The organism is uncultured Georgenia sp., from assembly GCF_937958535.1.
Classification (GTDB): domain Bacteria; phylum Actinomycetota; class Actinomycetes; order Actinomycetales; family Actinomycetaceae; genus Oceanitalea.
Genome location: NZ_CALGNQ010000089.1, coordinates 13,601 through 36,734, shown reverse-complemented (window position 1 = coordinate 36,734; position 23,134 = coordinate 13,601). Strand labels below are relative to the sequence as shown.

The window sequence follows — 23,134 nt, the reverse complement described above, 5'->3', positions numbered from 1 at the left end:
GGGACGTGGACGAGCCCCGCTACCGGCCGCGGTGGGCGACGTGGATGACGACGTTGCGGCGCACGCCGTCGGACACCTCGTGATGGCGGAGCAGGCCGACGCGGGTGTACCCGGCGCGCTCCGCCGTCCGGACCGAGGCGACGTTCCACGGCTCGATGTACAGCAGCACCCGCTCCAGGCCGGGAATGGTCCAGCCGAAGGCGGTCAGTGCCCGCAGCGCCTCGGCCGCGTAGCCCCGGCCGCGCGCCGAGGGCGCGACCGCGTACCCCGCGCTGCCCCGGCCGTCGGCGAGCTGCCGTAGCCACAGGCCGCAGTGCCCGACCGGGGTCTCGGTCGCCGCGTCGACGATGGTGAAGGAGAACCCGGCGCCCTCCCGGTGCCGGCCGCGCTGCCGGTGCACCCAGGCGAGTGCCTGCGCGTCGGTCGCGTGCGCGGGCAGCGTCCCGGTCAGCGGGACGTAGGGGTCGGTCGCCAGCTCGCGGGCCAGCGGGACGTCCGACTCCCGTACCTCCCGGAGCAGGACGCGGCCGTGCGCCGGCGGCACCGCGGGCCACGCCGGGAGCGGGGGGTGGGGTGGCATCGGCCCAGTATGGCGCCGGCCCGTGCGGCGCGCCGGGCCGGGGGTTCCTACACTCCGCCGCATGGGCGAGGTGCGCATCGGGGTGTCGGGCTGGCGGTATGCCCCGTGGCGCGGGCGCTTCTACCCGCCCGGGCTGCCGCAGCGCCGGGAGCTCGAGCACATCGGTGCGACCTTCCCCACCGTCGAGCTCAACGGCTCCTTCTACTCCTTGCAGCGGCCCGAGTCCTACGTCCGTTGGCGGGACAGTGTCCCGCCCGGGTTCACGTTCGCGGTCAAGGGCGGACGCTTCATCACCCACGTCAAGCAGCTGCGCGACGTCACCACCCCGCTCGCCAACTTCCTCGCCTCCGGTGTGCTCGCCCTGGGTGACCGGCTGGGTCCGCTGCTGTGGCAGCTGCCCGCACGACAGCGGCTCGACCTCGACCGCATCGCCGCGTTCCTCGCGCTGCTCCCGACGACGACCACCGCCGCGGCCGGGCTCGCCGCCGGCCACGACGAGCGCCTCGCCGGGCGGGCATGGACCACGACCGACGCCGACCGCCCGCTGCGGCACGCGCTGGAGGTGCGCCACCCGAGCTTCGCCGACCCGGCGTTCCGCGACCTCCTGCGCGAGCACGACGTCGCCCTCGTCGTCTCCGACGGCGGGGAGATGTGGCCGCTGTTCGAGGAGCCGACCGCGCGTCTCGTCTACGTCCGCCTACACGGCGCGGCCGAGCTCTACGTCAGCGGCTACGACACCGCCGCGCTGCGCGGGTGGGCCGCCGAGGTGCGGCGCTGGCACGCTGCCGGGCACGACGTCGTGGTCTACTTCGACAACGACGTCAAGGTACGGGCGCCGTTCGACGCGCTCGCGCTCACCGAACAGCTGGCCGACCTCGCCCTCCGACCGGGGTGAGGTGCCCACGGCCGCGGCGGAGTGGCACCGTCGACGGTGGCATGCGCCGAGCACCGCCCACGGCGCCCGATGGCGCACGACCGCCGACCGGCAGGAGGATGGGGCCATGATCAGCGACCGACTCGCCCGCGAGCTCGAGGAGGCCGGCCTGCGGTGGGACCCCGCTCCCGGCGACCGCTTCCGGATCAAGGCCGAGGCGCTGTCGGAGGACGTCTTCATCCTGTCCCACATGGTCATCGAGGCCCGCACCTACCCGACGGGGACGGTGCTCAACTTCAACGGCACCACGGAGTGGGCGCTGGACAACGTCTCGAAGGACGACGCGCTGTGGCTGCCCCGGGAGGACCAGCTGCGCACGCTCCTCGGCGGCACCTTCCGCTCGCTGGAGCGTGTGGACGGCCAGTACGTCGTCACGGCCACCGGACCGGGCGGGGAGGAGCGGACCTACCGGGCCGCCGAGGTCGAGAACGCCTATGCCGAGGCGCTGCTTGCCCTCGTACGCCACGCCGTCGGTCACACGCGGGCGTAACGGGCGCGGGCGAGGGAGTAGACGCCGTAGGCCGTGATCCCGAGCCCGACCGCGGTGAGGAGGGCCGTGCCCGCGGGCAGCTCGAGGAGTGACCGCAGCGCTGCGTCGAGCCCGCCGGCCTCCTCCGGGTCGTTCGTCGCCGCCGCGACCATGAACAGCACACCGACCACGCCCAGGGCGACCCCCTTGGCCACGTACCCCGCCCGGGCGAGCACGACGACGGCGCGCGCGGCGGCTGGGCCCGCAGGTCGTCGAGGAAGCGGCGGAACCAGCCCTTGACGACGTGGTACACCCCGATGCACAGGACGCCGCCACCGACGACGACCACCGCGACGATACCGAGAGGGTGCTGCATCGCGGTGGCCGTGAGGCTCTGCGTCTGCTCCTCCCCGCCGCCACCCGCGTTCAGCGCGACCCGCGCCGCGACGCCGGCCAGCGCCAGGTATCCCACCCCCTTGCCGACACTCTTCAGCCGGTCCGCCGCACCGTGCACGGTGACCGCCGTCGCGAGCTGCCACAGCCCGAGCAGGGCGAACCCCGCCACCACCACCCACCCACAGCAGCACCGAGCCGAGCGGCGAGGAGCCGAGCTGCTCGAGGGCGCCCGTCTGGTCGGCGGACCCCGACGACGTCCCCCACGCGAGGCCGACGGTGATCCACCCGAGGACGAGGTGCAGGACACCGCTCGCGGCATAGCCCAGACGCGCCCCGATGGTGAGGACGGGATGGTCCTCGGCGCGGGCGGCGGCGCCCCGGAGGGAGGAGTCCATGGGGCCGACCCTGGCACCGATGTGCGGGGGCCGCGAGCCGTGTACGGGCAGCAGGGCGGCCCGGCGCACCGCCCGCGCCGGGCCACCGGTCTGCGTCACCGCCACCGCGGGACCGTCTCTCGTCTCACTGCTGGAGCGAGACGGTCACGCCGCCGGAGAACATCGAGTCGTGCAGCTCGATGGCGGCCGGGACGGCGTCCGCCGGGATGTCGAAGACGACGACGCCCCCGACGGAGTTGCCCGGGTTGATCTCGCTGAAGAACGTGTCCGCGCTGTCGAGGTAGAGCGCAGCGGTGCTGTCGGCCGAGTGCTCCCGACCCTCGGTGTCGACCAGCGTCTGGTTGTCGCCGAAGAGCGACTGCGCCCGGTCACCGATGTTCGTCACCGTGATGTGGACGAGGACGTACTGGCCCTGCGCCTGCTCGTTCAGGAACTCGTCACCGACCTCCGTGACACCGGTCTCGACCTGCGTCACGGTAAACTCGAACATGCCGTCGCGGACCGGCTCGCCGATGCCCGGCAGGTCCGCCGCCGGATCGGGCTCCTCGGCGGCCGGCTCGGCGTCCTCGGCAGCGGGCTCGGCCTCCTCCGCGGCGGGCGCCGCGTCGTCCGCCGCGACGGGGGGCTGGGCGTCGACGCTGCCGCCGGGCGTGGACGTCTCCTCGTCGTCGCCGCCACCTCCGAGGTTCACCGCGATGACGAGGGCCACGACGGCGAGCAGTGCGGTGAGGATCTTGTGCCGCGCGAACCAGCTGCGCTTCTTCGGGGCCGGGGCGTGCGGGCCGGCAGGTGGTGGGGTCGGGGCGTGCGGGGCGCCGGGCGGCGGGGCAGGGGCGTGCGGGGCTCCGGCGGAGCTGTACGCGCCGGGCCCCTGCGGGGTGAACGTGTGCTGGTCGGTCATTGTCGTCCTCCTGGTTCGTCGGTACGTCCCCAGCGAACTCGGTGCGCCGCTGCCCGGGCATCGGCCGATCGCTCAGATCCCGGTGACCGTTCGGCCACGCTGCGACGGCGGAGTCCTGGCCGATCGGCGGTGCCGTGGTGTCGGGGCCGCCGCCTACGGTGTGGCCATGGAGCGGAGCACGGTCATCTCGGCGCGCAGCGCCCCGTGGTGGCGGACGGTGCTCTGGGGGACCCTGTGCGCGGGCGCCTCGTTGACGAGCCTCGCCTACTCCGAGGCCGGCCATCGCACCGACGTCGGCTGGCAGGTCCTGCTCCTCGGGCTCGGCTCCCTCCTCGCCCTCACCCTTCCCCTCCTGCTGCTGTGGCGGCACCGCGCCCCGTACACGGTGACGCTCGTCGCCTCCGCCGTGGCGCTGGTGTTCCCGCTGGGGACCTGGACCGCGCTCGTCGCTCTGGGGTCGCTCGTGGGGCGCCGGCGCGGCACCTACGTGTGGTGGACGGCCGCGGCCGCTGCCGTTGCCACGGCGGTCACCGTGGTCCGGGACACCCGGGGCTCCACGTCGTCCACCTCGCTGGTCAAGCTGCTGTTCGCCCCCGCGGACGCAGCCCAGGGGGCCGAGGTCGAGCTCGGCTGGTGGGTGGCGCCGCTCTTCGTCGTCCTGGGGATGGTGATCGCCGTGGGGTCGGGGCTCGTCGTCCGGGCCCGCCGGGAGGCGGCGGTCTCCGCGCAGCAGGTCAGCGCGGCCCAGCACGCCAGCGACCAGCTCGGCGACCGGCTGGCACGACAGCTCGAGCGGGAACGGATCGGCCGCGAGGTGCACGACGTCCTCGGGCACCGGCTGTCGCTGCTCAACCTGCACGCCGGGGCGCTGGAGTCCCACGCACCGCCCGACGGTCCACTCGGGGAGAGCGCACGTCTCGTCCGGGAGAGCGCCGCCCGGGCGATGGAGGACCTGCGCTCGCTGCTCGACATGCTCAACGACCCGCTCGAGGCGGGACCTGCCGAGCCGGACCTCTCGCTGGTCGACCTGCCGGAGATGATCGCGGAGACCGTGGACACGGGCGCACCGGTGAGCTCCTCGGTCTACGTCGATGGCGCCGAGCACGCCGACCCGGCACTGGCCCGGGCGGTGTACCGGATCGTCCAGGAGCTGCTCACCAACGCCCGCCGGCACGCACCGGGTCGACCGATCCGCCTCGAGGTCCACGGCGGTCCCAGCAGGGGCATGTACATCGACGCCCGCAACCCGTACGGGCCGCCGGCGGCACCCGGTCAGGGCGGTCAGGGGCTGCGCGGGATCGCCGAGCGGGTGGAGCTGCTCGGCGGCACGCTGCGGTACGGGCTGGACGAGGGCGGGCGCACCTTCCGGGTCACCGTCGAGCTCCCGTGGCGCGGTGGCCCGGGCTGAGCACGAGCGGACCTAGCATGGCGGCATGTCTGACACGCACCGGATCCTGCTGGTCGACGACGACCCGCTCGTCCGGTCCGGGCTCCGGCTGCTGCTGAGCAGTGACCCGGGGATCGCCGTCGTCGGGGAGGCCGGTGACGGCGACGAGGTGGTCGAGGCAGTCCAGCGCCACCACCCCGACGTCGTCCTCATGGACCTGCGCATGCCGCGGATGGACGGCATCGCGGCGACGCGGGCGGTGCGGGCGCTGCCGGACCCGCCGCAGGTCATCGCGCTGACGACGTGGGACGTCGACGACGCGGTGCTGCGGAGCCTGGACGCCGGAGCGGAGGGGTTCCTCCTCAAGACCGCGTCGCCCGCGGAGATCATCGGCGCGGTCCGGGCCGTGCGGGCCGGGGACGCCGTCCTCTCGCCACGCAGCACCCGACAGCTGCTCGACCACTACCGGCGCAGCGAGGACCGGTCGGCCCGGGAGAAGGCGGCTGGTGCGCTGGCCGAGCTGACCGAGCGGGAACGGGCGGTCGCCGCTGCCGTGGGCCACGGGCTGAGCAACGCCGAGATCGCCGCGCGGCTCTACGTCTCCGCGGCGACCGTCAAGGCACACCTCGCTGCCGTCCAGACCAAGCTGGGGCTGCGGAACCGGGTGCAGGTCGCCGTCTACGCGGAACGCGCCGGTCTGCTGCGCTGACACGGTCCGAGCCGAACGAGGCGTTCGACACGCTTTCGTGACCAAAACGTGACATTCGGCGCGGGGTGGCGTTAAGGTCGCCCGTGTCCCGCGAGCCCTCCGCGCGGGACCCTCGGACGGTTCCCCTTCCGCCGCCGTCCGGTGGACGACGACGCAGCGGCGGTGGGGTGGCAGCCCCCGGGGAGTGAGAAAGGCCCACCGTGACGGCACCTCGCCGACTCCGTCACCGCGCCGCGGACAGCTCGACCCTCGGACCCCTCCAGCACCTGCTCCGCACCCGGGCCCGGGTGGCCCCGGCCCTCCAGCGGCGTTACCGCACCGTCCTCGCCGGTGGCCTGGGCCTCGCCCTGGTCGCGGGCGTCAGCGGGGCCGCCGTCGTCGAGGAGGACGCCCCCGCCGCCGACACGGCGAGCCTGGCCGCGCTCGGCCTCGAGGTCGACCACCCCGCCAGCCCGGGCATCACGGTGCCGGAGGACGAGGAGGTCGAGCTCGGTGAGCTCGAGGTGGACGTCGAGCTGCCCAAGCCGGACGTCACCCACGTGCGGGACATCCAGACGGCCAGCCGGAACGCCGAGCGGCGGGCGATCGCCGAGCGCGAGGCGGCCGCGGCCGCGCAGGAAGCCGCCGCACAGACCACACAGCCCAGCCGCACCAGCGGCGATGAGGACGACGCCGGTGAGCCCGCCGAGGACGACGCCCAGGTCACGGTGAGCGCCGGCTCGGGCGGCGAGCGCCGCGCGATCGGCGCCATGGTCAACGACTACCGCGCACAGAACGGGCTCCACACCCTGGAGCGCAACGGCACCCTCGACCAGGTCGCCCAGAGCTGGGCCGAGTGGATGGCCGCCAACCAGACCCTCCAGCACAACCCGAACTACCGCTCCCAGATCGGCTCCGGCTGGTCCGCGGCCGGGGAGAACATCATCCGGCACACCGGCGGCGCCTCGATGTCCTCCAGCGCGGTGACGAGCTGGATGGTCGACTGGTGGAAGAACTCCTCCGTCCACCGTGCCAACATGCTCAACTCCAAGTACACCCACGTCGGTGTGGGCTACTCGATGGGACCCGGCGGGCCCTACGCCGTCCTGCTCCTCGGCGGCCGGTGACCCGGCCGGGGGCCATTAGCGCCCGATCTGCCCGATTCCAAGCCCCGTCTCACCCAGCGGACCGGTGAGGCGGGTAACACTCACCGCTCGGACCCCACCTGCGCCGTCCGCACCCCCTGCGGCAACCTCTGCAGCCCAAGGCCCCGCGTCACCCGACGCGGGGGTAGGCACGAGCAGAGAGGACCGCCACGATGACGACATCGCGTCGCCGCACGTGGACGAGTGCAGCCGCACTCGCCGCTACGACCCTGGTCCTCTCCGCCTGTAGCAGCGGCGGCAGCAGCTCCGGCAGCCCCGGGAGCGAGGCAGCGGCCGACGAGGGCGAGCCCCGCTACGGCGGCACGCTCACCTTCCTCGAGCCGCTCTTCCCGACGTGCTTCTACGCCGGCGGCTCGGGCTACTACCCGGTGGCCACGATCCTCAACCAGATCGGTGACAAGCTCACCTACCAGGACCCGCACACCCGCGAGATCCACCCCTGGCTCGCCGAGTCCTGGGACATCTCCGAGGACGCCACCGAGTACGTCTTCCACCTGCGCGAGGACGTCACCTTCTCCGACGGCACCCCGCTGACCGCCGAGGTCGTCGCCGCGAACTTCGACCACTTCGGCCTCGGGGACGAGGAGCTCGGCCTGCCCGCCCAGGAGTTCGTCTCCAACTACGTGGGCTCGGAGGTCGTCGACGAGCACACGGTGGCCTTCCACTTCGACGCCCCGGTGCCCGGCTTCCTCCAGGCGACGTCCGTCGTCGGGGCGGCCATCGTCGCCCCCGCGACGTACGAGCTGCCCTACGAGGAGCAGTGCCAGCTGGAGAACGTCGTCGGCACCGGCCCGTTCACGGTCAGCGAGGTCGTCCCGGAGCAGGAGTACACCCTGACGGTGCGGGAGGACTACGACTGGGCCCCGCCACACCTCGAGCACCAGGGCCGCGCGTACCTCGACGAGATCCACATCGTCATCACCCCCGAGGACTCCGTGCGCATCGGCGCTCTCACCTCGGGGCAGGCCGACGCCATCCGCTCCGTCCAGCCCTACGACGAGGCGACGATCGAGGCCGCCGGGTTCCAGCTCTTCGCCGCGCAGACCAACGGGGTCAACCCGCAGATCGCGCTGCGCCCGGCGAACCCGCTGCTCGCCGACGTCCGGGTGCGCCGCGCACTGCTCAAGGCCACCGACACCGCCGCCGTCGTCGAGACGCTCTTCACCGAGAACTACCCGGTGGCGACGTCCTCGCTGAGCTCGGGCGCCACCGGCTACATCGACCTGTCGGACGAGCTGGCCCCCGACGTCGCGGAGGCCAACCGGCTGCTCGACGAGGCCGGCTGGGTACGCGGCCCCGACGGCTTCCGCAGCAAGGACGGACAGCCGCTGGAGCTCACCACCCTGGTCCCGGCGGTCTTCCCGCTCGGCCAGCAGACGGCCGAGCTCGTCGCCCAGCAGTGGGAGGAGATCGGGGTCAAGCTCCACATCGACCTGCCCGACCCCGCCACCCAGGTGCAGCGCATGGCCGACGCCGCGGACGTCGGGGTGCTCATCAGCCACGTCGGACGGGTCGACCCCGACGTCCTGTACAGCGCCTTCCACAGCGGCCAGCGGGACTACGTCATCGGGGCGGGCGCCGAGCTCGACGCGCTCCTGGAGGAGATCACCGGCCTGGCCGAGACCGAGGACCGCTACGCCAAGGCCGCCGAGGTGCAGCGCTACCTCCTCGACAACGCACTGACCATCCCGCTGTACGAGATGCCCCAGACCTACGCCGCGGCGCCCCACGTCCACGGCTTCGGCTGGGAGCCGGTCGGCCGCGTCCACCTGTACGACACCTGGCTCGCGGAGGGCTGACCCATGACCGCCCGATACGTGGCGGGCAGGGTCGGGCAGGCGGTCCTCGTCCTGTGGGCCGCCTACACCCTGTCCTTCCTGCTCCTCGCCGCCCTGCCCGGGGACGGCATCCTCATCAAGTTCGAGAACCCCGAGCTCGGCCTGTCCGCCGAGCAGGTCGCGATGATCCGCGAGTACTACCGGGTGGACGACCCGCTGCTCGTCCAGTACGTCCACGCCGTGTCCGGGACGCTGCGCGGGGACCTGGGCTACTCGATCGAGACGGCCACCCCGGTGGCCGACCGGATCGGCGCCGCCCTACCGGCGACGCTCCAGCTCGCCGGGCTGGCGTTCGTCGCCGCCGCCGCGATCGCCGTCCTCCTCGCCCTGGCCGCCACCTACCTGCGCCGGCCCTGGCTGCACAACGCCATCGTCTCCGTGCCGTCGCTGTTCGTGTCGGTCCCGGCGTTCTGGCTCGGCATCGTGCTGCTCCAGGTGTTCTCCTTCCGGCTCGGCTGGGTGCCGATCATCGGCGCCGAGGGCTGGCAGCAGCTCCTCCTGCCGGTGCTCACGCTCGCGGTCCCGGTGAGCGCACCGCTCGCCCAGATCCTCCTGCGCACCCTCGACGACGTGAGCACCCGCCCCTTCGTCCACGTCGTGGAGGCGAAGGGGGCCTCGCGCTGGTGGACGCTGACCCGGCACACCGCCCGCAACTCGCTGCTGCCCACGCTGACCATCAGCGGGCTGCTCGTCGCCGAGCTCGTCTCCGGCTCCGTCGTGACCGAGACGGTCTTCGCCCGCGACGGGCTCGGCCGGCTGACGAACCTCGCCGTCGCCGCCCAGGACCTGCCCGTCATGCAGGGCATCGTCCTCGTCGCGGCCGCCGTCTTCGTCACCGTCAACCTCGTCGTCGACCTGCTCTACCCGGTCCTCGACCCCCGCCTCCGTCAGGCCCGCACCGCCCGGACGACGGCGACGCCACCCGCGGCCGTCACCGTCCCGGCCGCTGCCGGCCGCCCGCTGGAAGGAGCCCGACCGTGACCGCCACCGTCACCCGGCCCGCACCGCCGAGCACCCGGCCCGCCGAGGCCGAGCCGAGGACCACCGGGCGTGTGCGCCGGCTGCGGCGCGCCCTGCCCGTGGGGCCGCTCCTCGCCTGGGCGGTCATCGCCGTCGTCCTGCTGTGGGCGTTCTTCCCCGACGCCTTCGCCCCGCACGACGCCTACACGAGCGTCACCCGGGGCCTCCACCCGCCCAGCGCGGAGTTCCCGTTCGGGACCGACACCAACGGCCGCGACCTCTTCTCCCGCGTGGTGTACGGCGCCTCGGAGTCCCTCGCCGGAGCGCTCGTCGCCGTCACCGTCGGGCTGAGCGCGGGGACGCTCCTCGGGGTGGTGGCCGGCTCCGTCGGCGGGCTCGTCGAGGACGGCGTCATGCGCCTCGTCGACGTCCTGCTGTCCATCCCGGGTCTGCTGCTCGCGCTCACCGTCGTCATCCTCCTCGGGCCGGGCACGGTCAACGCCGCGCTCGCCGTCGGCATCGGCGCGGTGGCGAGCTTCGCCCGGCTCGTGCGCTCGGAGGTGGTCCAGGTGCGCGCGACCGACTACGTCGAGGCGGCCTACGGCAGCGGCGGCCGCCCGCTGGCGGTGCTGTGGCGCCACGTGCTGCGCAACTCGCTGCGCCCGGTGGTCGCGCTCGCCGCCCTCCAGTTCGGGGCCGCGATCCTTGCGCTGTCGACGCTGGGCTTCCTCGGCTACGGCGTCACCCCGCCCGACCCGGAGTGGGGGATGCTCATCGCCCAGGGCCGCGACCTGCTCGGGGCCGCCTGGTGGGTCACCACCCTGCCCGGGCTCGTCATCGTCGCCGTCGTGCTGGCCGCCAACCGGCTCAGCAGGTCGCTGGGGAGGGAGCGATGACCCTCCTCGACATCCAGGACCTCCAGGTCGCCTACCGCACCCGCCGCGGCGAGGAGCACACCGCCGTCGCCGGCGTCTCCCTCACCGTCGAGCCCGGGGAGGTCGTCGCGATCGTCGGCGAGACCGGGTCGGGCAAGACGACGACGGCGCACGCCGTCCTCGGGCTGCTCGCCCCGAACGCCACCGTGCGCAGCGGCCGGGTGCTGCTCCAGGGCACCGACATCAGCGGCTGGTCACGCAAGCGGATGGAGGCCGTGCGCGGCCGGGTGGTCGGGCTGGTCCCGCAGGACCCGGGGACCTCCCTCGACCCGCTGCGCACCGTCGGCTGGCAGGTCGCCGAGACCCTCCGCGTGCACGGGGAGCGGGACCGGCGGGTGCTCCGCGACCGCGTCGTCGAGCTGCTCGAGCGGGTCGGCCTGCCCGACCCGCGGGTCGCCGACGCCTACCCGCACGAGCTCTCCGGCGGCATGCGCCAGCGCGTCCTCATCGCCGCCGCCCTCGCGCTGCGCCCCGCACTCCTCATCGCCGACGAGCCGACCAGCGCGCTCGACGTCACCGTCCAGCGCCGCATCCTCGACCTGCTCGACGAGCTGCGCGAGGAGGACGGCAGCGGTGTCCTCTTCGTCACCCACGACCTCGCCGCCGCGGCCGAGCGCGCCGACCGCATCGTCGTCATGCGCGACGGCCGGGTGGTCGACGCCGGCCCGGTGAGGCGGGTGGTCACCGCCCCGGCCGGGGACTACACCCACCGGCTCGTGCGCAACGCCCCCGCCCTCAACCCGGCACCGTTCCGGCCGGCACCCCCGGCGGCCGCGGCCGACCAGGCCCCGGCCATCGAGGTGCGCGGGCTGGTGAAGGAGTTCACGCGCCGCAGCGGGCAGAGCGTGCGCGCCGTGGAGGACGTGAGCTTCACCGTGCCCGCCGGCACCACCCACGCGATCGTCGGGGAGTCCGGCTCCGGCAAGTCGACGACGGCGCGCATCCTCCTCGGCTTCGAGCGGGCGACGAGCGGTGCCGCGCTGCTCCACGGCACCGACGTCGCCGCGCTGCGCGGGGAGGAGCGCCGCCAGTTCCGGCGCCGGGTCCAGCTCGTCTACCAGAACCCGTTCGCCTCGCTGAACCCGCGGATGACGGTGCGCGACATCGTCGCCGAGCCGCTGCGCAACTTCCGGCTCGGCCGCCGCCGCGAGCGCACCGACCGCGCGGCCGCGCTGCTCGACCGGGTCGCCCTCGGCCCGGAGTACCACCGCCGCCGGCCGCACGAGCTCAGCGGCGGGCAGCGGCAGCGCGTCGCGATCGCCCGGGCGCTGGTGCTCGACCCCAGCGTCGTCGTCCTCGACGAACCCGTCTCCGCGCTCGACGTCAGCGTCCAGGCGCAGATCCTCGACCTGCTCGCCGAGCTGCAGCGTGAGCGCGGCCTGACCTACCTGTTCATCTCCCACGACCTCGCCGTCGTGCGGCAGGTCTCCGACACCGTGACGGTGCTGCACCGCGGCCGCGCGGTGGAGAGCGGCACCACCGCGGAGATCTTCACCGCCCCCCGCAGCGACTACACCCGCGAGCTGCTCGCGGCCGTCCCACGGCCCCGTCTCGCGGTCCCCGCCGACACCCACTAGGAGCCCGACATGACCACCGACGCCCTCACCCGCACCGACCCGTCCGGTCTCGCCGGCGACGACGTGCTCCGCGACCTCGCGGGCATCCCCGCCGACAGCCCCGTCGACCGGCTGCGCGACCTGCGCCCCGTCGCCCGGAGGGAGGCGCAGGCCGCCTACGACCTGCTCTTCCGGCCCGCCGACGACGCGGAGGTCGGCGCCGTCGAGCGGCTCGCCGTCGCCGTCTTCGTCGCGGCGCTGCACCGCGACGGGCGTGCCGTCACCCACTACGAGCGCGAGCTGCGGGCCGCCGGCGGCTCGGACGCCCTCGTCGCGGCGCTCACGGACGAGGCCGACGCCGCCGCCACCCCTGGGCCCGTGGGCACCTACCGGGAGCCCGGTCTGGCCGCCGAGAGCGTCCCGGCACCGCCCTACCGCGCCACGGCGCGCGACGTGCTGGGGGAGCGGCTGGCCGCCGCGCTCGAGCACGCCCGGCTGCTCGTGCTGCACCCGCGCGATGCCCGCCCCGAGCGGCTGGGGGCGCTCGTCGCCGCCGGCTGGAGCGCGACCGGGGTCGTCACGCTGTCCCAGCTCGTCTCCTACCTCGCCTTCCAGCTGCGCGCCGCCGCCGGCCTGTCCGTCCTGCACACCACCCCGGGAGAGCCCCGATGACCGTCCACCACCACCCCGGGCTGCACCGCCCCGACGCCTTCACCCGCGAGCCCCTGGGCTGGGTGCCCTGGCTCGAGCCACTCGCCACGGAGGAGCTCACCGAGCGCCACTACGCGGGCCTCGTGGAGCGGCAGCGCGCCGACTTCCCCTACTTCCGGCTGCTCGCCCGCGACCCGGAGCTGCTCGGTGCCCGCACCCGGCTCGACAACGACGTGTTCTACAACGAGGACGGCGGGCTGCCCCGGCCCGAGCGCGAGCTCGCCGCCGCCGCGGCGTCCCGGGTCAACGGCTGCGTCTTCTGCGCCTCCGTCCACGCCCGCCTCGCCGCCCGGCTCTCCGGCCGCGGCGAGGACGTCGACCGGCTGCTCGACCAGGGCACCGACGCCCAGCTCGACGAGCGGTGGGACGCCATCGTCGCCGCGGCCGCGGCACTCACCGCCACCCCGGTCCGGTTCCGCGTCGAGCACGTCGAGCGGCTGCGCGCGGCCGGACTGGGCGACGACGAGATCCTCGACGTCGTCAACGGCGCCGCCTTCTTCAACTGGGCCAACCGGCTCATGCTCTCCCTCGGCGAGCCCGAGGTGCCCGCGAGGAGGCGCGCATGAGCGGCACGCAGCTGGGCTTCTTCACCCGCGTGCTCGACGACGGGCCGCCGGCGCAGCGTTACGCCCTCGCCCTGGAGCAGATCCGCGCCGCGGAGGCCGCCGGGTACGACGCCGTCGCCGTCGCCCAGCACCACCTCGACGGCGACGAGGGCGGCCTGCCCTCCCCGTTCGTCCTGCTCGGCCACGCCGCGGCGCTGACCTCCCGGGTGCGACTCACCACCGGGGTGGTGACCCTCGCCCTGGAGGACCCGCTGCGCGTGGCCGAGGACGCCGCCGTCGTCGACCACCTCTCCGGTGGCCGGCTCGAGCTGGGGCTCGCCTCCGGCGGGTCACCGGCCGCGTTCACCGCCTTCGGCCTCGACCCCGCCGAGCGGCGCACACTCTTCGCCGACAAGCTCGACCGGCTCGTCGCGGCGCTGCGCGGGGAGGACCTGGGGGAGGGGCGGGTGCTCTACCCGCCGGCCGAGTCGCTCGCCGAGCGGCTGTGGCTGGCCACCTTCACCGAGCCCCTCGCCGTCGAGGCCGGACGCCGGGGCTACGGCCTCATGCTCTCCCGGACCCAGCCGCGGCCCGCGGGCGAGCGCGACCTCCGGCTCGACACGCTGCAGGAGCGGCTCATCGACGCCTACCTCGAGCACCTGCCCAGCGGGGTGGCGCCGCGGGTCAGCGTGGCCCGCTCGGTGTTCGTGGCCGACGACGACACCCACGCCCTCGCACGGGCGGAGGCAGGGCTGCGGCAGGTCGCCCCGCTCGTCGCGGCGACGACCGGCCGCGACGCCACCGGGATGTCCGCCCGGGAGCTCGTCGCGGCCACCGACACCCACGTGGGCGACCCCGACACCGTGCGGGAGAGCCTCGCCGCCGACACCGCGCTGGCCCGGGCCACCCACCTGTCGTTCCAGGTGCACTCCGTCGACCCACCCCACCCGGAGGTGCTCCGCTCCATCGTGCTCGTCGCCGAGGAGGTGGCCCCCGCCCTCGGGTGGTCCCCGGCTGGTGCGCTGGTCGACGCGCGGTGAGGCCGGCGGGCAGGCGCCGACCCCTGTCAACCACGGTTGACAGGGGTCGGGCGGTCAACGTAGGTTGACGGCATGACCGGGTCCGAGGAGGTCTCCATGAGTGCGCTCGCCCATGCCATCGACGACGACGGCGACCTCTTCGCCGCCCTCGCCGCCCTCGTCAAACTCCGGCGGGAGGCCGACCGGCGCGAGGCCGTGCTCGTGCGCCGTGCCCGCCGTGAGGGGCTGACCTGGGCGGAGATCGCCTTCCTGCTCGGTGTCTCCAAGCAGGCCGTGCACAAGAAGTACGGCGGCTCCCGGCGCGAGGCCCGCCGGGACCGCTGACACCCGGCCTGGTGGGGCGCCGGGGTCCGGCACCGTCCGCCGGCGTGCCTCCGCTGGGCCGGGCCGTCCTCGGCGCGTGACCGACCGCCGGGCTCCGCCGCTCGTGCGGCTCGTCCCATCGGTCCCGTCCCGGCGACCCGACGTCGCCGGTGCGGGTTGCGTCCTGCGCGCCCGCACGGCAGACTACTTTGCAGCACAAAGTCATCTGCCAAGGAGTGACGGTGACCGTCATGGACGTGAGCAAGGACCCGCACGACGTCCCGGAGGGCGACCTCCCGGACGACCCGGCGGCGCTGCTCGCCCTGATCGCCGCCGAGCGCGAGCGCACCCGCCGCCGCACCGCGCCCAGCTTCGCCCTCATCGGCTCGGCCTGGGGCGTGGCCTGGCTCGCCGGCTACCTCACCCTCTTCCTCACCGCCGACGGCCCCGTCCCGGCGGACTGGGCGTTCGGCGTCTTCTCCGCGCTCCTCGTCGTCGCCGTCGTCATCACGGCTGTGCACACCACCCGCCGCGCTGCGGGCATCCGCGGCGACTCCGCCACCGTCGGGGCGATGTACGGCATCACGTGGTTCGTCGCCTTCCTCGCGGCCGGCCTCCTCTTCGCCGGTGCGGTGCGCGCCGGCGCCGGGGACGCGGTCATGGCGGTGCTCACCAACGGGGTCAGCTGCATCATCGTCGGCCTGCTCTACATGGCCGGAGGGGCGCTGTGGCGTGAGTGGCCGATGTTCGGGCTGGGCGCCTGGGTGGCCCTCGTCGCCGGCGCCGCGGCGCTGCTCGGGACACCCGCGGCCTACCTCGTCATGGCGCTCGCCGGCGGTGGCGGGTTCCTCGTCGCGGTGCTCGTGGACCTCGCGCGACGGCGGTCGGCATGAGCGACGTCGAGCTCGACCCGGTCATCCACGCCCAGTCCCGGCTGCGCGTCATGGCCACGCTGGCGGCGCTGCCCGAGGGGGACCACCTCACCTTCACCAAGCTGCAGCAGCTCCTCGACATGACCGCCGGGAACCTGTCCACCCACCTGCGCAAGCTCGAGGACGCCCGGTACGTCGCCGTGAAGAAGACATTCGAGGGGCGCAGCCCCGTGACCTACGTGGCCCTGAGCAAGCAGGGCCGCCGTGCCTTCGAGACCTACACCGAGTCGCTGGAAGCCCTGCTGAGAGGGAAGAGCACCTGATGGACCCGATCGTCACCCTGACCAACGTCCGCCGCACCTTCGGCACCGTCGTCGCGCTCGACGACGTCAGCCTCGAGGTCGGGGCGGGGGAGCTCGTCGGGCTGCTCGGCCCCAACGGTGCCGGCAAGACCACCCTGCTCTCCCTCGTCGACGGCCGGCGGCGCCCCGACTCCGGAACCGTCCGCATCTTCGGCCAGGACCCGCGCACCCCCGCCGCCCGCCTCGCCCTGGGCACCACCCCGCAGGAGACCGGCCTCCCACCGACCCTGCGGGTGGGGGAGGTGGTCGACTTCGTCGCCGGTCACTACCCGGACCCGATGAGCCGCGCCGAGGTGCTGGCCCGCTTCGACCTCACCGGGCTGACCGACCGCCAGACCGGCGGCCTGTCCGGCGGGCAGCGACGGCGCCTGGCCGTGGCGCTCTCCCTCGTCGGTCGCCCGCGGCTGGTGCTCCTCGACGAGCCCACCACCGGCCTGGACGTCGAGGCCCGGCGCACGCTGTGGCAGGCGCTGCGCGACTACCACGCCGACGGCAACACGATCGTCCTCACCAGCCACTACCTGGAGGAGGTCGAGGCGCTCGCCCACCGCGTCGTCGTCATCGGCGCCGGACGGGTGCTCGCCGACGGCAGCCTGGGCGACGTGCTCGCCCAGGTCAGCCTCCGGCGCGTGGCCCTGCGCAGCCCGGCTCCACCCGACCGGCTCGCCGCCCTGCCCGGGGTCACGCAGGTCGCGGCCGACGGCGAGACCCACCGCCTCCTCACCACCGACTCCGACGTGCTCGTGCGTGAGCTCGTCCGCTCCGACATCCCCTTCCGCGGCCTCGAGGTCGGCGGCGTGTCCCTCGAGGAGGCCTTCCTCACCCTCACCGCCGCCGCACCGGCCGCCGACCGTGAAGAGGTGACAGCATGACCGCTCCCACCGCACCGCAGCCGCTGCGCGCCCCCGGCTTCGGCCGGCTCGTCCTGCTCCACACCCGCGTCGGGATCCTCGAGACGGTCCGCATCCCGATCGCCGTCATCGGCAACCTGATCTTCCCCGGACTGGCGCTCGTCTTCTTCGTCGTCCCGAACGCGCAGGTGGCCGACGACCCGGTGGCAGCGACGTCCGCCGTCGCCCAGCTCGCCCTCTTCGCGGTGATGTCGACCTTCCTGTTCACCTTCGGCGCGGGCGTCGCCGAGGACCGGGCCCTGCCCTTCGACGGGTACCTGCGCACCCTGCCGGCCGGGGTGGCGCCCCGGCTCCTGGCCCGTGTGCTCACCGGCCTGCTCTTCGCGCTGGCCAGCCTCGTGCCGCTGCTCCTCCTCGGCGCACTGCTCACCGCGGCGACGGTCGACGCGGGGACGCTCGGCCTCGGGGTGCTCGTCGTCCTCGCCGCCGCGCTGCCCTTCCTCATGCTGGGCCTGGCCGTCGGCTACCGGCTGAGCAACAAGGCGGCGATCGCCGTCGTCCAGCTGCTGCTCTTCCCGCTTGCCTTCGCCGGCGGCCTGTTCCTCCCGCCGCAGCTCTTCCCCGGCTGGCTGGAGTCGCTCTCGCAGTGGCTGCCCAGCCGCGCCGGACGGGACGTCGTCGTCGAGACCGTCACCGGCGTGCAGAGCTACCCGCTCGCCCTACCGGTGCTCCTCGGCTGGGCCCTGCTGTGCACCGTCCTGGCGGGGCTCGCCCACCGGCACGACGAGGGCCGCCGCTTCCGCTGACACCGGCGCGGGCAGGGCGCCCGCGGCACCGTTGACACCCTTCCCACCCGCCCCAGCGGGCCCGAATCACCCCAACACGCCGCAGAAATCGGCGCGTGAGGGCGACAATCGGCGGTTTGACGCCGTAATGTCGGCCCCGTCGTACCCACAAGGGTGCGCACGCCGACTGAGAGAGGGATTCCATGTCCGTCAACCGCACCGAGCTCGTCGCCGCTGTGGCCGAGCGCTCCTCGCTCACCAAGTCCCAGGCCGACGCCGCTCTGTCGGCGCTGCAGGACGTGCTTGTCGAGTCCGTCAGCAAGGGCGAGGCTGTCAAGATCACGGGCCTGCTGTCCGTCGAGCGCGTCGAGCGCGCCGCGCGTACCGGCCGCAACCCGCAGACCGGTGAGGAGATCCAGATCCCGGCCGGCTACGGCGTGAAGATCTCCGCCGGCAGCGCCCTGAAGAAGGCCGTCTCCAACAAGTGAGGGCCTAGCGCCGTTCCGCGAAGGCGGGCAGGACGTGTGGTCCTGCCCGCCTTTGCGCCTCTCGGGGGTCGTTCCCCGGTCACGGGCCCGCCTGCTCATTACGCTGGGCACGCCGGTGCGGGCCCCCGTGCCAGGAACGGGTGCGAAGGGAAGGTGTCAGGTGGAGGTCGTCATCAAGGGCAGCGCCGAGGAGATCGGCGCGCTCGTCGCCGACGCTGTCGAGCAGCTGCTCACCGACCGGCCCGACGCCGTCCTCGGGCTTGCCACCGGGTCGAGCCCGCTGGCCGTCTACGACGAGCTCGTCCGCCGCTACGAGGCGGGCCGGGTCTCCTTCGCCCGCGCCCGCGGCTTCCTGCTCGACGAGTACGTCGGCCTGCCCGCCGACCACCCCGAGCGGTACCGCACCGTCATCGAGCGTGAGCTCGTCGGGCGCGTGGACTTCGCCCCGGGCGCCGTCCAGGCCCCCGACGGCCTCGCCGCCGACCCCCAGGCCGCCGCCGTCGCCTACGACCAGGCCATCCGCGACGCCGGCGGGGTCGACCTGCAGATCCTCGGCATCGGCAGCAACGGGCACATCGCGTTCAACGAGCCCGGCTCCTCACTCGCCTCCCGCACCCGCGTGGTCGCGCTGACCCGCCAGACCCGCGAGGACAACGCGCGTTTCTTCGGCGGCGACGTCGAGGCCGTCCCCCGGCTGTGCCTGTCCCAGGGGCTGGGCACCATCATGGAGGCCCGCCACCTCGTCCTCGTCGCCCTGGGGGAGGCGAAGGCCGCGGCCGTGCAGCAGCTCGTCGAGGGGCCGGTGAGCGCCTCCTGGCCCGCGACGGTCATGCAGCACCACCCCCACGCGACCGTGCTGCTCGACGAGGCCGCCGCGTCCCGCCTGGAGCGCATCGACTACTACCGCGAGGCCTACGCGATCAAGCCGCGGTGGCAGCGGCTGTGACGTCGGGCTGCCGGGACCGGGTCTCGAGGACCGCCTAGACTGGTCCCCATGAGTTCCACCGAGCCTCCCAGCTACCCGAGCGAACCGTCGTCCGGCACGAGCGTCCTGGAGCGCCAGGAGCTGCGCGAGCAGGAGCCCGGTGACAACGACCGCTACGCCCACTACGTGAAGAAGGACAAGATCATGTCCTCCGCGCTGTCCGGGCACCCGGTCGTGGCGCTGTGCGGCAAGGTGTGGACCCCCGGCCGGGACCCGAAGAAGTACCCGGTCTGCCCCACGTGCAAGGAGATCTACGAGAGCCTCCGCGGCGGGGGCGAGGACTCCGGGTCCGGCCGCTCCGGCGGCTTCGGACGCGGCGGCCGCGGCGCCGGCGGAAGCGGAGAGTGAGCGCCGCCGGTCACCGTAGGCCGGCGACGACACACCCGCAGGGAACACCTGCGGGTGTGTCGACTGCTGCCGCGGAACACCTGCCGCCCGCCTACCCGGCCCGTGCCGCCTGGGGGACCGCCTCCCGGCTCCGTGCCTGGCAGGCCGAGGCCCTCCAGCAGTACCTCCGAACCGACCCGCGCGACTTCCTCGCCGTGGCGACGCCGGGCGCCGGCAAGACGACCTTCGCGCTGCGGGTCGCCACCGAGCTGCTCGCCCGCCGGGAGGTCACGGCGGTCACCGTCGTGGCCCCCACCGAGCACCTCAAGGGCCAGTGGGCCGAGGCGGCCGCCCGGGTCGGCATCCAGCTCGACCCCGCCTTCCGCAACGCCCAGGAGCGGCACGGCGCCAGCTTCGACGGCGTCGCCATCACCTACGCCCAGGTCGCCGCGAACCCCGACCTCCACCGGCGCCGCACGACGGCCGAGCCCACCCTCGTCATCCTCGACGAGATCCACCACGGCGGGGACTCGCTGTCCTGGGGCGACGGCATCCGCATCGCCTTCGAGCCGGCACGCCGGCGCCTGGCCCTGACCGGGACCCCGTTCCGCTCGGACACCGCGCCCATCCCGTTCGTCACCTACGAACAGGACGCCGACGGGGTGCGTCGCTCCCGCGCGGACTACTCCTACGGCTACGCCGACGCCCTGCGTGACGGCGTGGTCCGCCCGGTGATCTTCCTGTCCTACTCCGGGCAGATGCGCTGGCGCACCCGCGCCGGTGACGAGGTGAGCGCCACCCTCGGCGAGCCGCTGACCAAGGACCTCACCGCTCAGGCCTGGCGCACCGCGCTCGACCCGGCGGGCGACTGGATCCCCGCCGTCCTCCAGGCCGCCGACCGGCGGCTCACCCAGGTGCGCCGCGGCGTGCCCGACGCCGGCGGGCTCGTCATCGCCACCGACCAGTCCAAGGCCCGGGCCTACGCCAAGGTGCTGCGCGAGATCGCCGGTGAGCCGCCCGTCGTCGTCCTCTCCGACGACGAGGGTGCCTCCGAGCGCATCGACGAGTTCTCCGCGGGGGACCAGCGCTGGATGATCGCCGTGCGCATGGTCTCCGAGGGCGTGGACGTCCCGCGTCTGGCCGTCGGGGTGTACGCCACCTCGAGTGCCACCCCGCTCTTCTTCGCCCAGGCCATCGGCCGGTTCGTCCGGGCCCGCCGCCGGGGGGAGACGGCCTCGGTGTTCCTGCCCAGCGTGCCCGTCCTCCTCGAGCTGGCGGCCCAGCTCGAGGTCGAGCGCGACCACGCCCTGGACCGGGTGCTGACGAACGAGGAGAAGGGCGACTTCTTCACCCCCGAGGACGCGCTGGTCGCGGCAGCCAACCGCGAGGAGAAGGCCAGCGACGAGCTCATGCTCCCGGGCTTCGAGGCCCTGGACGCCCAGGCCTCCTTCGACCGGGTGCTCTTCGACGGCGGTGAGTTCGGCACCGGCGCGGAGGTCGGCTCGGTCGAGGAGGAGGAGTACCTCGGCATCCCCGGGCTGCTCGAGCCCGAGCAGGTGCGCGCCCTGCTGCGTGCCCGCCAGGCGGAGCAGGTGAAGCAGCAGAAGCGGCAGGCCGCGGCGAAGGCGCAGCGCGAGGAGAACGCCGGCATCTCCGACCACAAGCGCCGGGCCGCGCTGCGCAAGGAGCTGGGCGGCCTGGTCGCCGCCTGGTCGCGCCGCAGCAACACCCCGCACGCGATGATCCACGCCGAGCTGCGCAAGCGCTGCGGCGGCCCCGAGGTGCCGCTGGCGAGCATCGAGGAGATCGAGGCGCGCATCACGCTGATCCGCAACTGGTTCGTCGGTCGCACGTAGCCCGCCACCGCGGGGCGCGCCGGTCCACGCGGCGCGACACGGCCGGTCCCCGTGACCGGGAGGTGCCTGCGCCGCTCGTGGGGGATCGCTAGGTTGAGGCCCATGTCACGCGCGACCACCGCCCTGCTCACCGACCGCTACGAGCTGACCATGCTCGAGGCGTCCCTCCAGTCCGGTGCCGCCCACCGGGCCAGCGTCTTCGAGGTCTTCGCCCGCAGGCTGCCGGGGGGCCGACGCTACGGCGTCGTCGCCGGGACCGGGCGGGTCCTCGACGCGATCGCCGACTTCACCTTCTCCGCCGCCGAGATCGCGTGGCTGCGCGAGCAGCGCGTCGTCGGCGAGGAGACCCTGGAGTACCTCGGCGACTACCGCTTCAGCGGTGACGTCATCGGCTACGGCGAGGGGGAGTGCTTCTTCCCCGGCTCGCCCATCCTCACCGTGCGCGGCACCTTCGCCGAGGCGCTCCTCCTGGAGACCGTCGTGCTCTCCGTCCTCAACCACGACAGCGCCGTCGCCGCCGCCGCCTCCCGGATGACCACCGCCGCCCACGGCCGGCCCTGCCTGGAGATGGGGGCGCGCCGCACCCACGAGGAGGCCGCCGTCGCCGCCGCGCGGGCCGCCGTCGTCGGCGGCTTCGTCGGCACCAGCGTGCTCGAGGCGGGACGCACCTACGGGATCCCGACCATCGGCACCGCCGCCCACTCCTTCACCCTCGTCCACGACGACGAGGAGGCGGCCTTCGACGCCCAGGTGCGCGCCATGGGGCCGGGCACGACGCTGCTCGTCGACACCTACGACGTCGAGCGGGGCGTGGAGCGCGCGGTGGCCGCCGCCCGCCGGCACGGCGGGGAGCTCGGCGCGGTGCGGCTCGACTCCGGCGACCTCGTCGCCCAGGCGTTCACCGTGCGGCAGCAGCTCGACGAGCTCGGCGCGACGTCGACGAAGATCACCGTGACCTCCGACCTCGACGAGTACGCCATCGCCGCCCTCGGCGCCGCCCCGGTCGACTCCTACGGGGTGGGCACCCGGCTCGTCACCGGCTCCGGGCACCCGACCGCCGAGCTCGTGTACAAGCTCGTCGAGCGCGAGGGGCCGGACGGCACCATGGTCGACGTCGCCAAGGCCTCGGCGTCCAAGGCCACCGTCGGCGGGCTCAAGGTCGCCGGCCGAGTCTTCGCCGACGGCGTCGCCCAGGAGGAGCTCGTCGTCGGCTGCCCGGACGAGGAGACCGGCGCCCGCGTGCTCGCGGAGCACGGGGCCGAGCCGCTGCAGGTCTCCCTCGTGCGCGGCGGGGTCATCGCTGAGGAGCACCGAGGCCCCGACGCGGTGCGTGCGGCGACCGAGCGTCACCTCGCCTCCCGGGCCGCCCTGCCCTACGAGGGCTGGCGGCTCAGCGAGGGCGACCCGGCCATCCCGACCCGCCACATCGTCGCCTGAACAACTCTCGACGTGCCGATCTGAACAACTCTTGCAACGATTGCCCCACGGCCGGCGCCCAACCCGCGTCGGGAACGAAGGGAGCACGCATGTCCTTGTGGCTGATCCTCATCATTGTCGGTGTCGTGATGCTCATCATCGGGGTGGCCGTGGAGGCGGCGCAGGTCCTCATCTGGATCGGTGTGGCGATCCTGGTGATCTCGCTCATCATGTCGCTCGTGGGACGCGGACGAAGCAGGGTCTGACCCGGTGACCGACGCGGCCCGGCACCGGGCCGCACCCCTCCACCGCGGAGCCCGGCAGGACCTTCCTGCCGGGCCCTGTGTCGTCCCGCCGGGGTGCGTGCACCGCGGAGGGAAGTGCATAG

The 23,134-nt window shown here is 74.2% G+C and carries 26 protein-coding genes and 2 pseudogenes; 23 read left to right on the top strand and 5 right to left on the bottom strand.

From position 1 onward, the window contains the following. Positions 1 to 19: 19 nt before the first annotated feature. Positions 20 to 580, bottom strand: a complete 561-nt coding sequence (locus tag Q0195_RS05275) for a GNAT family N-acetyltransferase (protein ID WP_299275532.1) — start codon at positions 578 to 580, stop codon at positions 20 to 22. A gap of 61 nt (positions 581 to 641) precedes the next feature. Between Q0195_RS05275 and Q0195_RS05270 the strand changes: the two genes are divergently transcribed. Both Q0195_RS05270 and Q0195_RS05265 read left to right on the top strand, forming a co-directional pair. Then, positions 642 to 1,475 carry a DUF72 domain-containing protein gene (locus Q0195_RS05270; RefSeq protein ID WP_299275530.1) on the top strand — a complete coding sequence of 278 codons (834 nt, stop codon included), beginning with the start codon at positions 642 to 644 and terminating at the stop codon, positions 1,473 to 1,475. 106 nt (positions 1,476 to 1,581) lie between these two features. After that, positions 1,582 to 2,004: a pilus assembly protein CpaE gene (locus Q0195_RS05265; RefSeq protein ID WP_299275527.1), complete on the top strand. Its 423-nt coding sequence runs from the start codon at positions 1,582 to 1,584 to the stop codon at positions 2,002 to 2,004. Here Q0195_RS05265 and Q0195_RS05260 read toward each other — a convergent pair. From Q0195_RS05260 to Q0195_RS05245, 4 genes and pseudogenes are all read right to left on the bottom strand, one after another. Continuing rightward, positions 1,989 to 2,219: a DUF1206 domain-containing protein gene (locus Q0195_RS05260; protein WP_299275541.1), complete on the bottom strand. Its 231-nt coding sequence runs from the start codon at positions 2,217 to 2,219 to the stop codon at positions 1,989 to 1,991. The two genes, Q0195_RS05265 and Q0195_RS05260, sit on opposite strands and share 16 nt — an antisense overlap. A gap of 107 nt (positions 2,220 to 2,326) precedes the next feature. Next, a pseudogene (locus Q0195_RS05255) lies at positions 2,327 to 2,455 on the bottom strand (DUF1206 domain-containing protein); the annotation flags it as partial. Between the two features lie 106 nt (positions 2,456 to 2,561). Next, positions 2,562 to 2,774: pseudogene (locus Q0195_RS05250) on the bottom strand (DUF1206 domain-containing protein); the annotation flags it as partial. A gap of 124 nt (positions 2,775 to 2,898) precedes the next feature. Further along, entirely contained in the window at positions 2,899 to 3,675 is a 777-nt protein-coding gene (locus Q0195_RS05245) for a DUF4352 domain-containing protein (RefSeq protein WP_299275524.1), read from the bottom strand. 166 nt (positions 3,676 to 3,841) lie between these two features. Here Q0195_RS05245 and Q0195_RS05240 point away from each other — a divergent pair, with 166 nt between their 5' ends. The 21 genes from Q0195_RS05240 (at position 3,842) to Q0195_RS05140 (ending at position 23,012) form a co-directional block, all read left to right on the top strand. Further along, positions 3,842 to 5,083 (top strand): histidine kinase, encoded by a 1,242-nt coding sequence (locus tag Q0195_RS05240; RefSeq protein ID WP_299275522.1) that lies wholly within the window; start codon positions 3,842 to 3,844, stop codon positions 5,081 to 5,083. A gap of 25 nt (positions 5,084 to 5,108) precedes the next feature. Continuing rightward, complete coding sequence (locus Q0195_RS05235; protein ID WP_299275520.1) at positions 5,109 to 5,771, top strand: response regulator transcription factor; 663 nt, start codon at positions 5,109 to 5,111, stop codon at positions 5,769 to 5,771. A 200-nt stretch (positions 5,772 to 5,971) separates the two neighbouring features. Further along, positions 5,972 to 6,877, top strand: a complete 906-nt coding sequence (locus tag Q0195_RS05230) for a CAP domain-containing protein (protein ID WP_299275517.1) — start codon at positions 5,972 to 5,974, stop codon at positions 6,875 to 6,877. A 191-nt stretch (positions 6,878 to 7,068) separates the two neighbouring features. Continuing rightward, positions 7,069 to 8,715 (top strand): TIGR04028 family ABC transporter substrate-binding protein, encoded by a 1,647-nt coding sequence (locus tag Q0195_RS05225; RefSeq protein ID WP_299275514.1) that lies wholly within the window; start codon positions 7,069 to 7,071, stop codon positions 8,713 to 8,715. 3 nt (positions 8,716 to 8,718) lie between these two features. Further along, positions 8,719 to 9,735: an ABC transporter permease gene (locus Q0195_RS05220; protein WP_299275512.1), complete on the top strand. Its 1,017-nt coding sequence runs from the start codon at positions 8,719 to 8,721 to the stop codon at positions 9,733 to 9,735. A gap of 71 nt (positions 9,736 to 9,806) precedes the next feature. After that, positions 9,807 to 10,610 carry an ABC transporter permease gene (locus Q0195_RS05215; RefSeq protein WP_299275538.1) on the top strand — a complete coding sequence of 268 codons (804 nt, stop codon included), beginning with the start codon at positions 9,807 to 9,809 and terminating at the stop codon, positions 10,608 to 10,610. Then, positions 10,607 to 12,226, top strand: a complete 1,620-nt coding sequence (locus Q0195_RS05210) for an ABC transporter ATP-binding protein (RefSeq protein ID WP_299275510.1) — start codon at positions 10,607 to 10,609, stop codon at positions 12,224 to 12,226. The genes Q0195_RS05215 and Q0195_RS05210 overlap by 4 nt, the downstream gene beginning before the upstream one ends. Positions 12,227 to 12,235: 9 nt before the next feature. Beyond that, complete coding sequence (locus Q0195_RS05205; RefSeq protein ID WP_299275507.1) at positions 12,236 to 12,877, top strand: CMD domain protein; 642 nt, start codon at positions 12,236 to 12,238, stop codon at positions 12,875 to 12,877. Next, entirely contained in the window at positions 12,874 to 13,482 is a 609-nt protein-coding gene (locus Q0195_RS05200) for an alkylhydroperoxidase domain protein (protein WP_299275504.1), read from the top strand. The genes Q0195_RS05205 and Q0195_RS05200 overlap by 4 nt, the downstream gene beginning before the upstream one ends. After that, positions 13,479 to 14,501: a putative FMN-dependent luciferase-like monooxygenase gene (locus Q0195_RS05195; protein WP_299275502.1), complete on the top strand. Its 1,023-nt coding sequence runs from the start codon at positions 13,479 to 13,481 to the stop codon at positions 14,499 to 14,501. The genes Q0195_RS05200 and Q0195_RS05195 overlap by 4 nt, the downstream gene beginning before the upstream one ends. Before the next feature lie 96 nt (positions 14,502 to 14,597). After that, positions 14,598 to 14,825 (top strand): hypothetical protein, encoded by a 228-nt coding sequence (locus tag Q0195_RS05190; RefSeq protein ID WP_299275537.1) that lies wholly within the window; start codon positions 14,598 to 14,600, stop codon positions 14,823 to 14,825. Between the two features lie 221 nt (positions 14,826 to 15,046). After that, the gene (locus tag Q0195_RS05185) at positions 15,047 to 15,697 is read left to right on the top strand and encodes a hypothetical protein (RefSeq protein WP_299275500.1); all 651 of its coding nucleotides are present in this window, start codon (positions 15,047 to 15,049) and stop codon (positions 15,695 to 15,697) included. Continuing rightward, positions 15,694 to 15,999, top strand: coding sequence for a transcriptional regulator (locus Q0195_RS05180; protein ID WP_299275497.1), 306 nt, complete (start codon positions 15,694 to 15,696; stop codon positions 15,997 to 15,999). Before Q0195_RS05185 ends, Q0195_RS05180 begins: the two co-directional genes overlap by 4 nt. Next, complete coding sequence (locus Q0195_RS05175; protein ID WP_299275494.1) at positions 15,999 to 16,910, top strand: ABC transporter ATP-binding protein; 912 nt, start codon at positions 15,999 to 16,001, stop codon at positions 16,908 to 16,910. The genes Q0195_RS05180 and Q0195_RS05175 overlap by 1 nt, the downstream gene beginning before the upstream one ends. Further along, on the top strand, positions 16,907 to 17,695 hold the full coding sequence (locus tag Q0195_RS05170; RefSeq protein WP_299275491.1) for an ABC transporter permease: 789 nt from the start codon (positions 16,907 to 16,909) through the stop codon (positions 17,693 to 17,695). The genes Q0195_RS05175 and Q0195_RS05170 overlap by 4 nt, the downstream gene beginning before the upstream one ends. 182 nt (positions 17,696 to 17,877) lie before the next feature. Continuing rightward, the gene (locus Q0195_RS05165; protein ID WP_299275489.1) at positions 17,878 to 18,162 is read left to right on the top strand and encodes an HU family DNA-binding protein; all 285 of its coding nucleotides are present in this window, start codon (positions 17,878 to 17,880) and stop codon (positions 18,160 to 18,162) included. Between the two features lie 160 nt (positions 18,163 to 18,322). Beyond that, positions 18,323 to 19,108, top strand: coding sequence for a glucosamine-6-phosphate deaminase (nagB, locus tag Q0195_RS05160; RefSeq protein ID WP_299275487.1), 786 nt, complete (start codon positions 18,323 to 18,325; stop codon positions 19,106 to 19,108). Positions 19,109 to 19,156: 48 nt separating this feature from the next. After that, positions 19,157 to 19,495 (top strand): DUF3039 domain-containing protein, encoded by a 339-nt coding sequence (locus tag Q0195_RS05155; protein WP_299275485.1) that lies wholly within the window; start codon positions 19,157 to 19,159, stop codon positions 19,493 to 19,495. A gap of 56 nt (positions 19,496 to 19,551) precedes the next feature. Next, positions 19,552 to 21,330, top strand: a complete 1,779-nt coding sequence (locus tag Q0195_RS05150) for a DEAD/DEAH box helicase (protein ID WP_299275483.1) — start codon at positions 19,552 to 19,554, stop codon at positions 21,328 to 21,330. A 102-nt stretch (positions 21,331 to 21,432) separates the two neighbouring features. Continuing rightward, a complete protein-coding gene (locus Q0195_RS05145) occupies positions 21,433 to 22,767 on the top strand; it encodes a nicotinate phosphoribosyltransferase (RefSeq protein ID WP_299275480.1) in 1,335 nt (444 codons plus the stop codon). An 89-nt stretch (positions 22,768 to 22,856) separates the two neighbouring features. Continuing rightward, the gene (locus Q0195_RS05140) at positions 22,857 to 23,012 is read left to right on the top strand and encodes a hypothetical protein (protein WP_299275478.1); all 156 of its coding nucleotides are present in this window, start codon (positions 22,857 to 22,859) and stop codon (positions 23,010 to 23,012) included. Positions 23,013 to 23,134 lie beyond the last annotated feature (122 nt).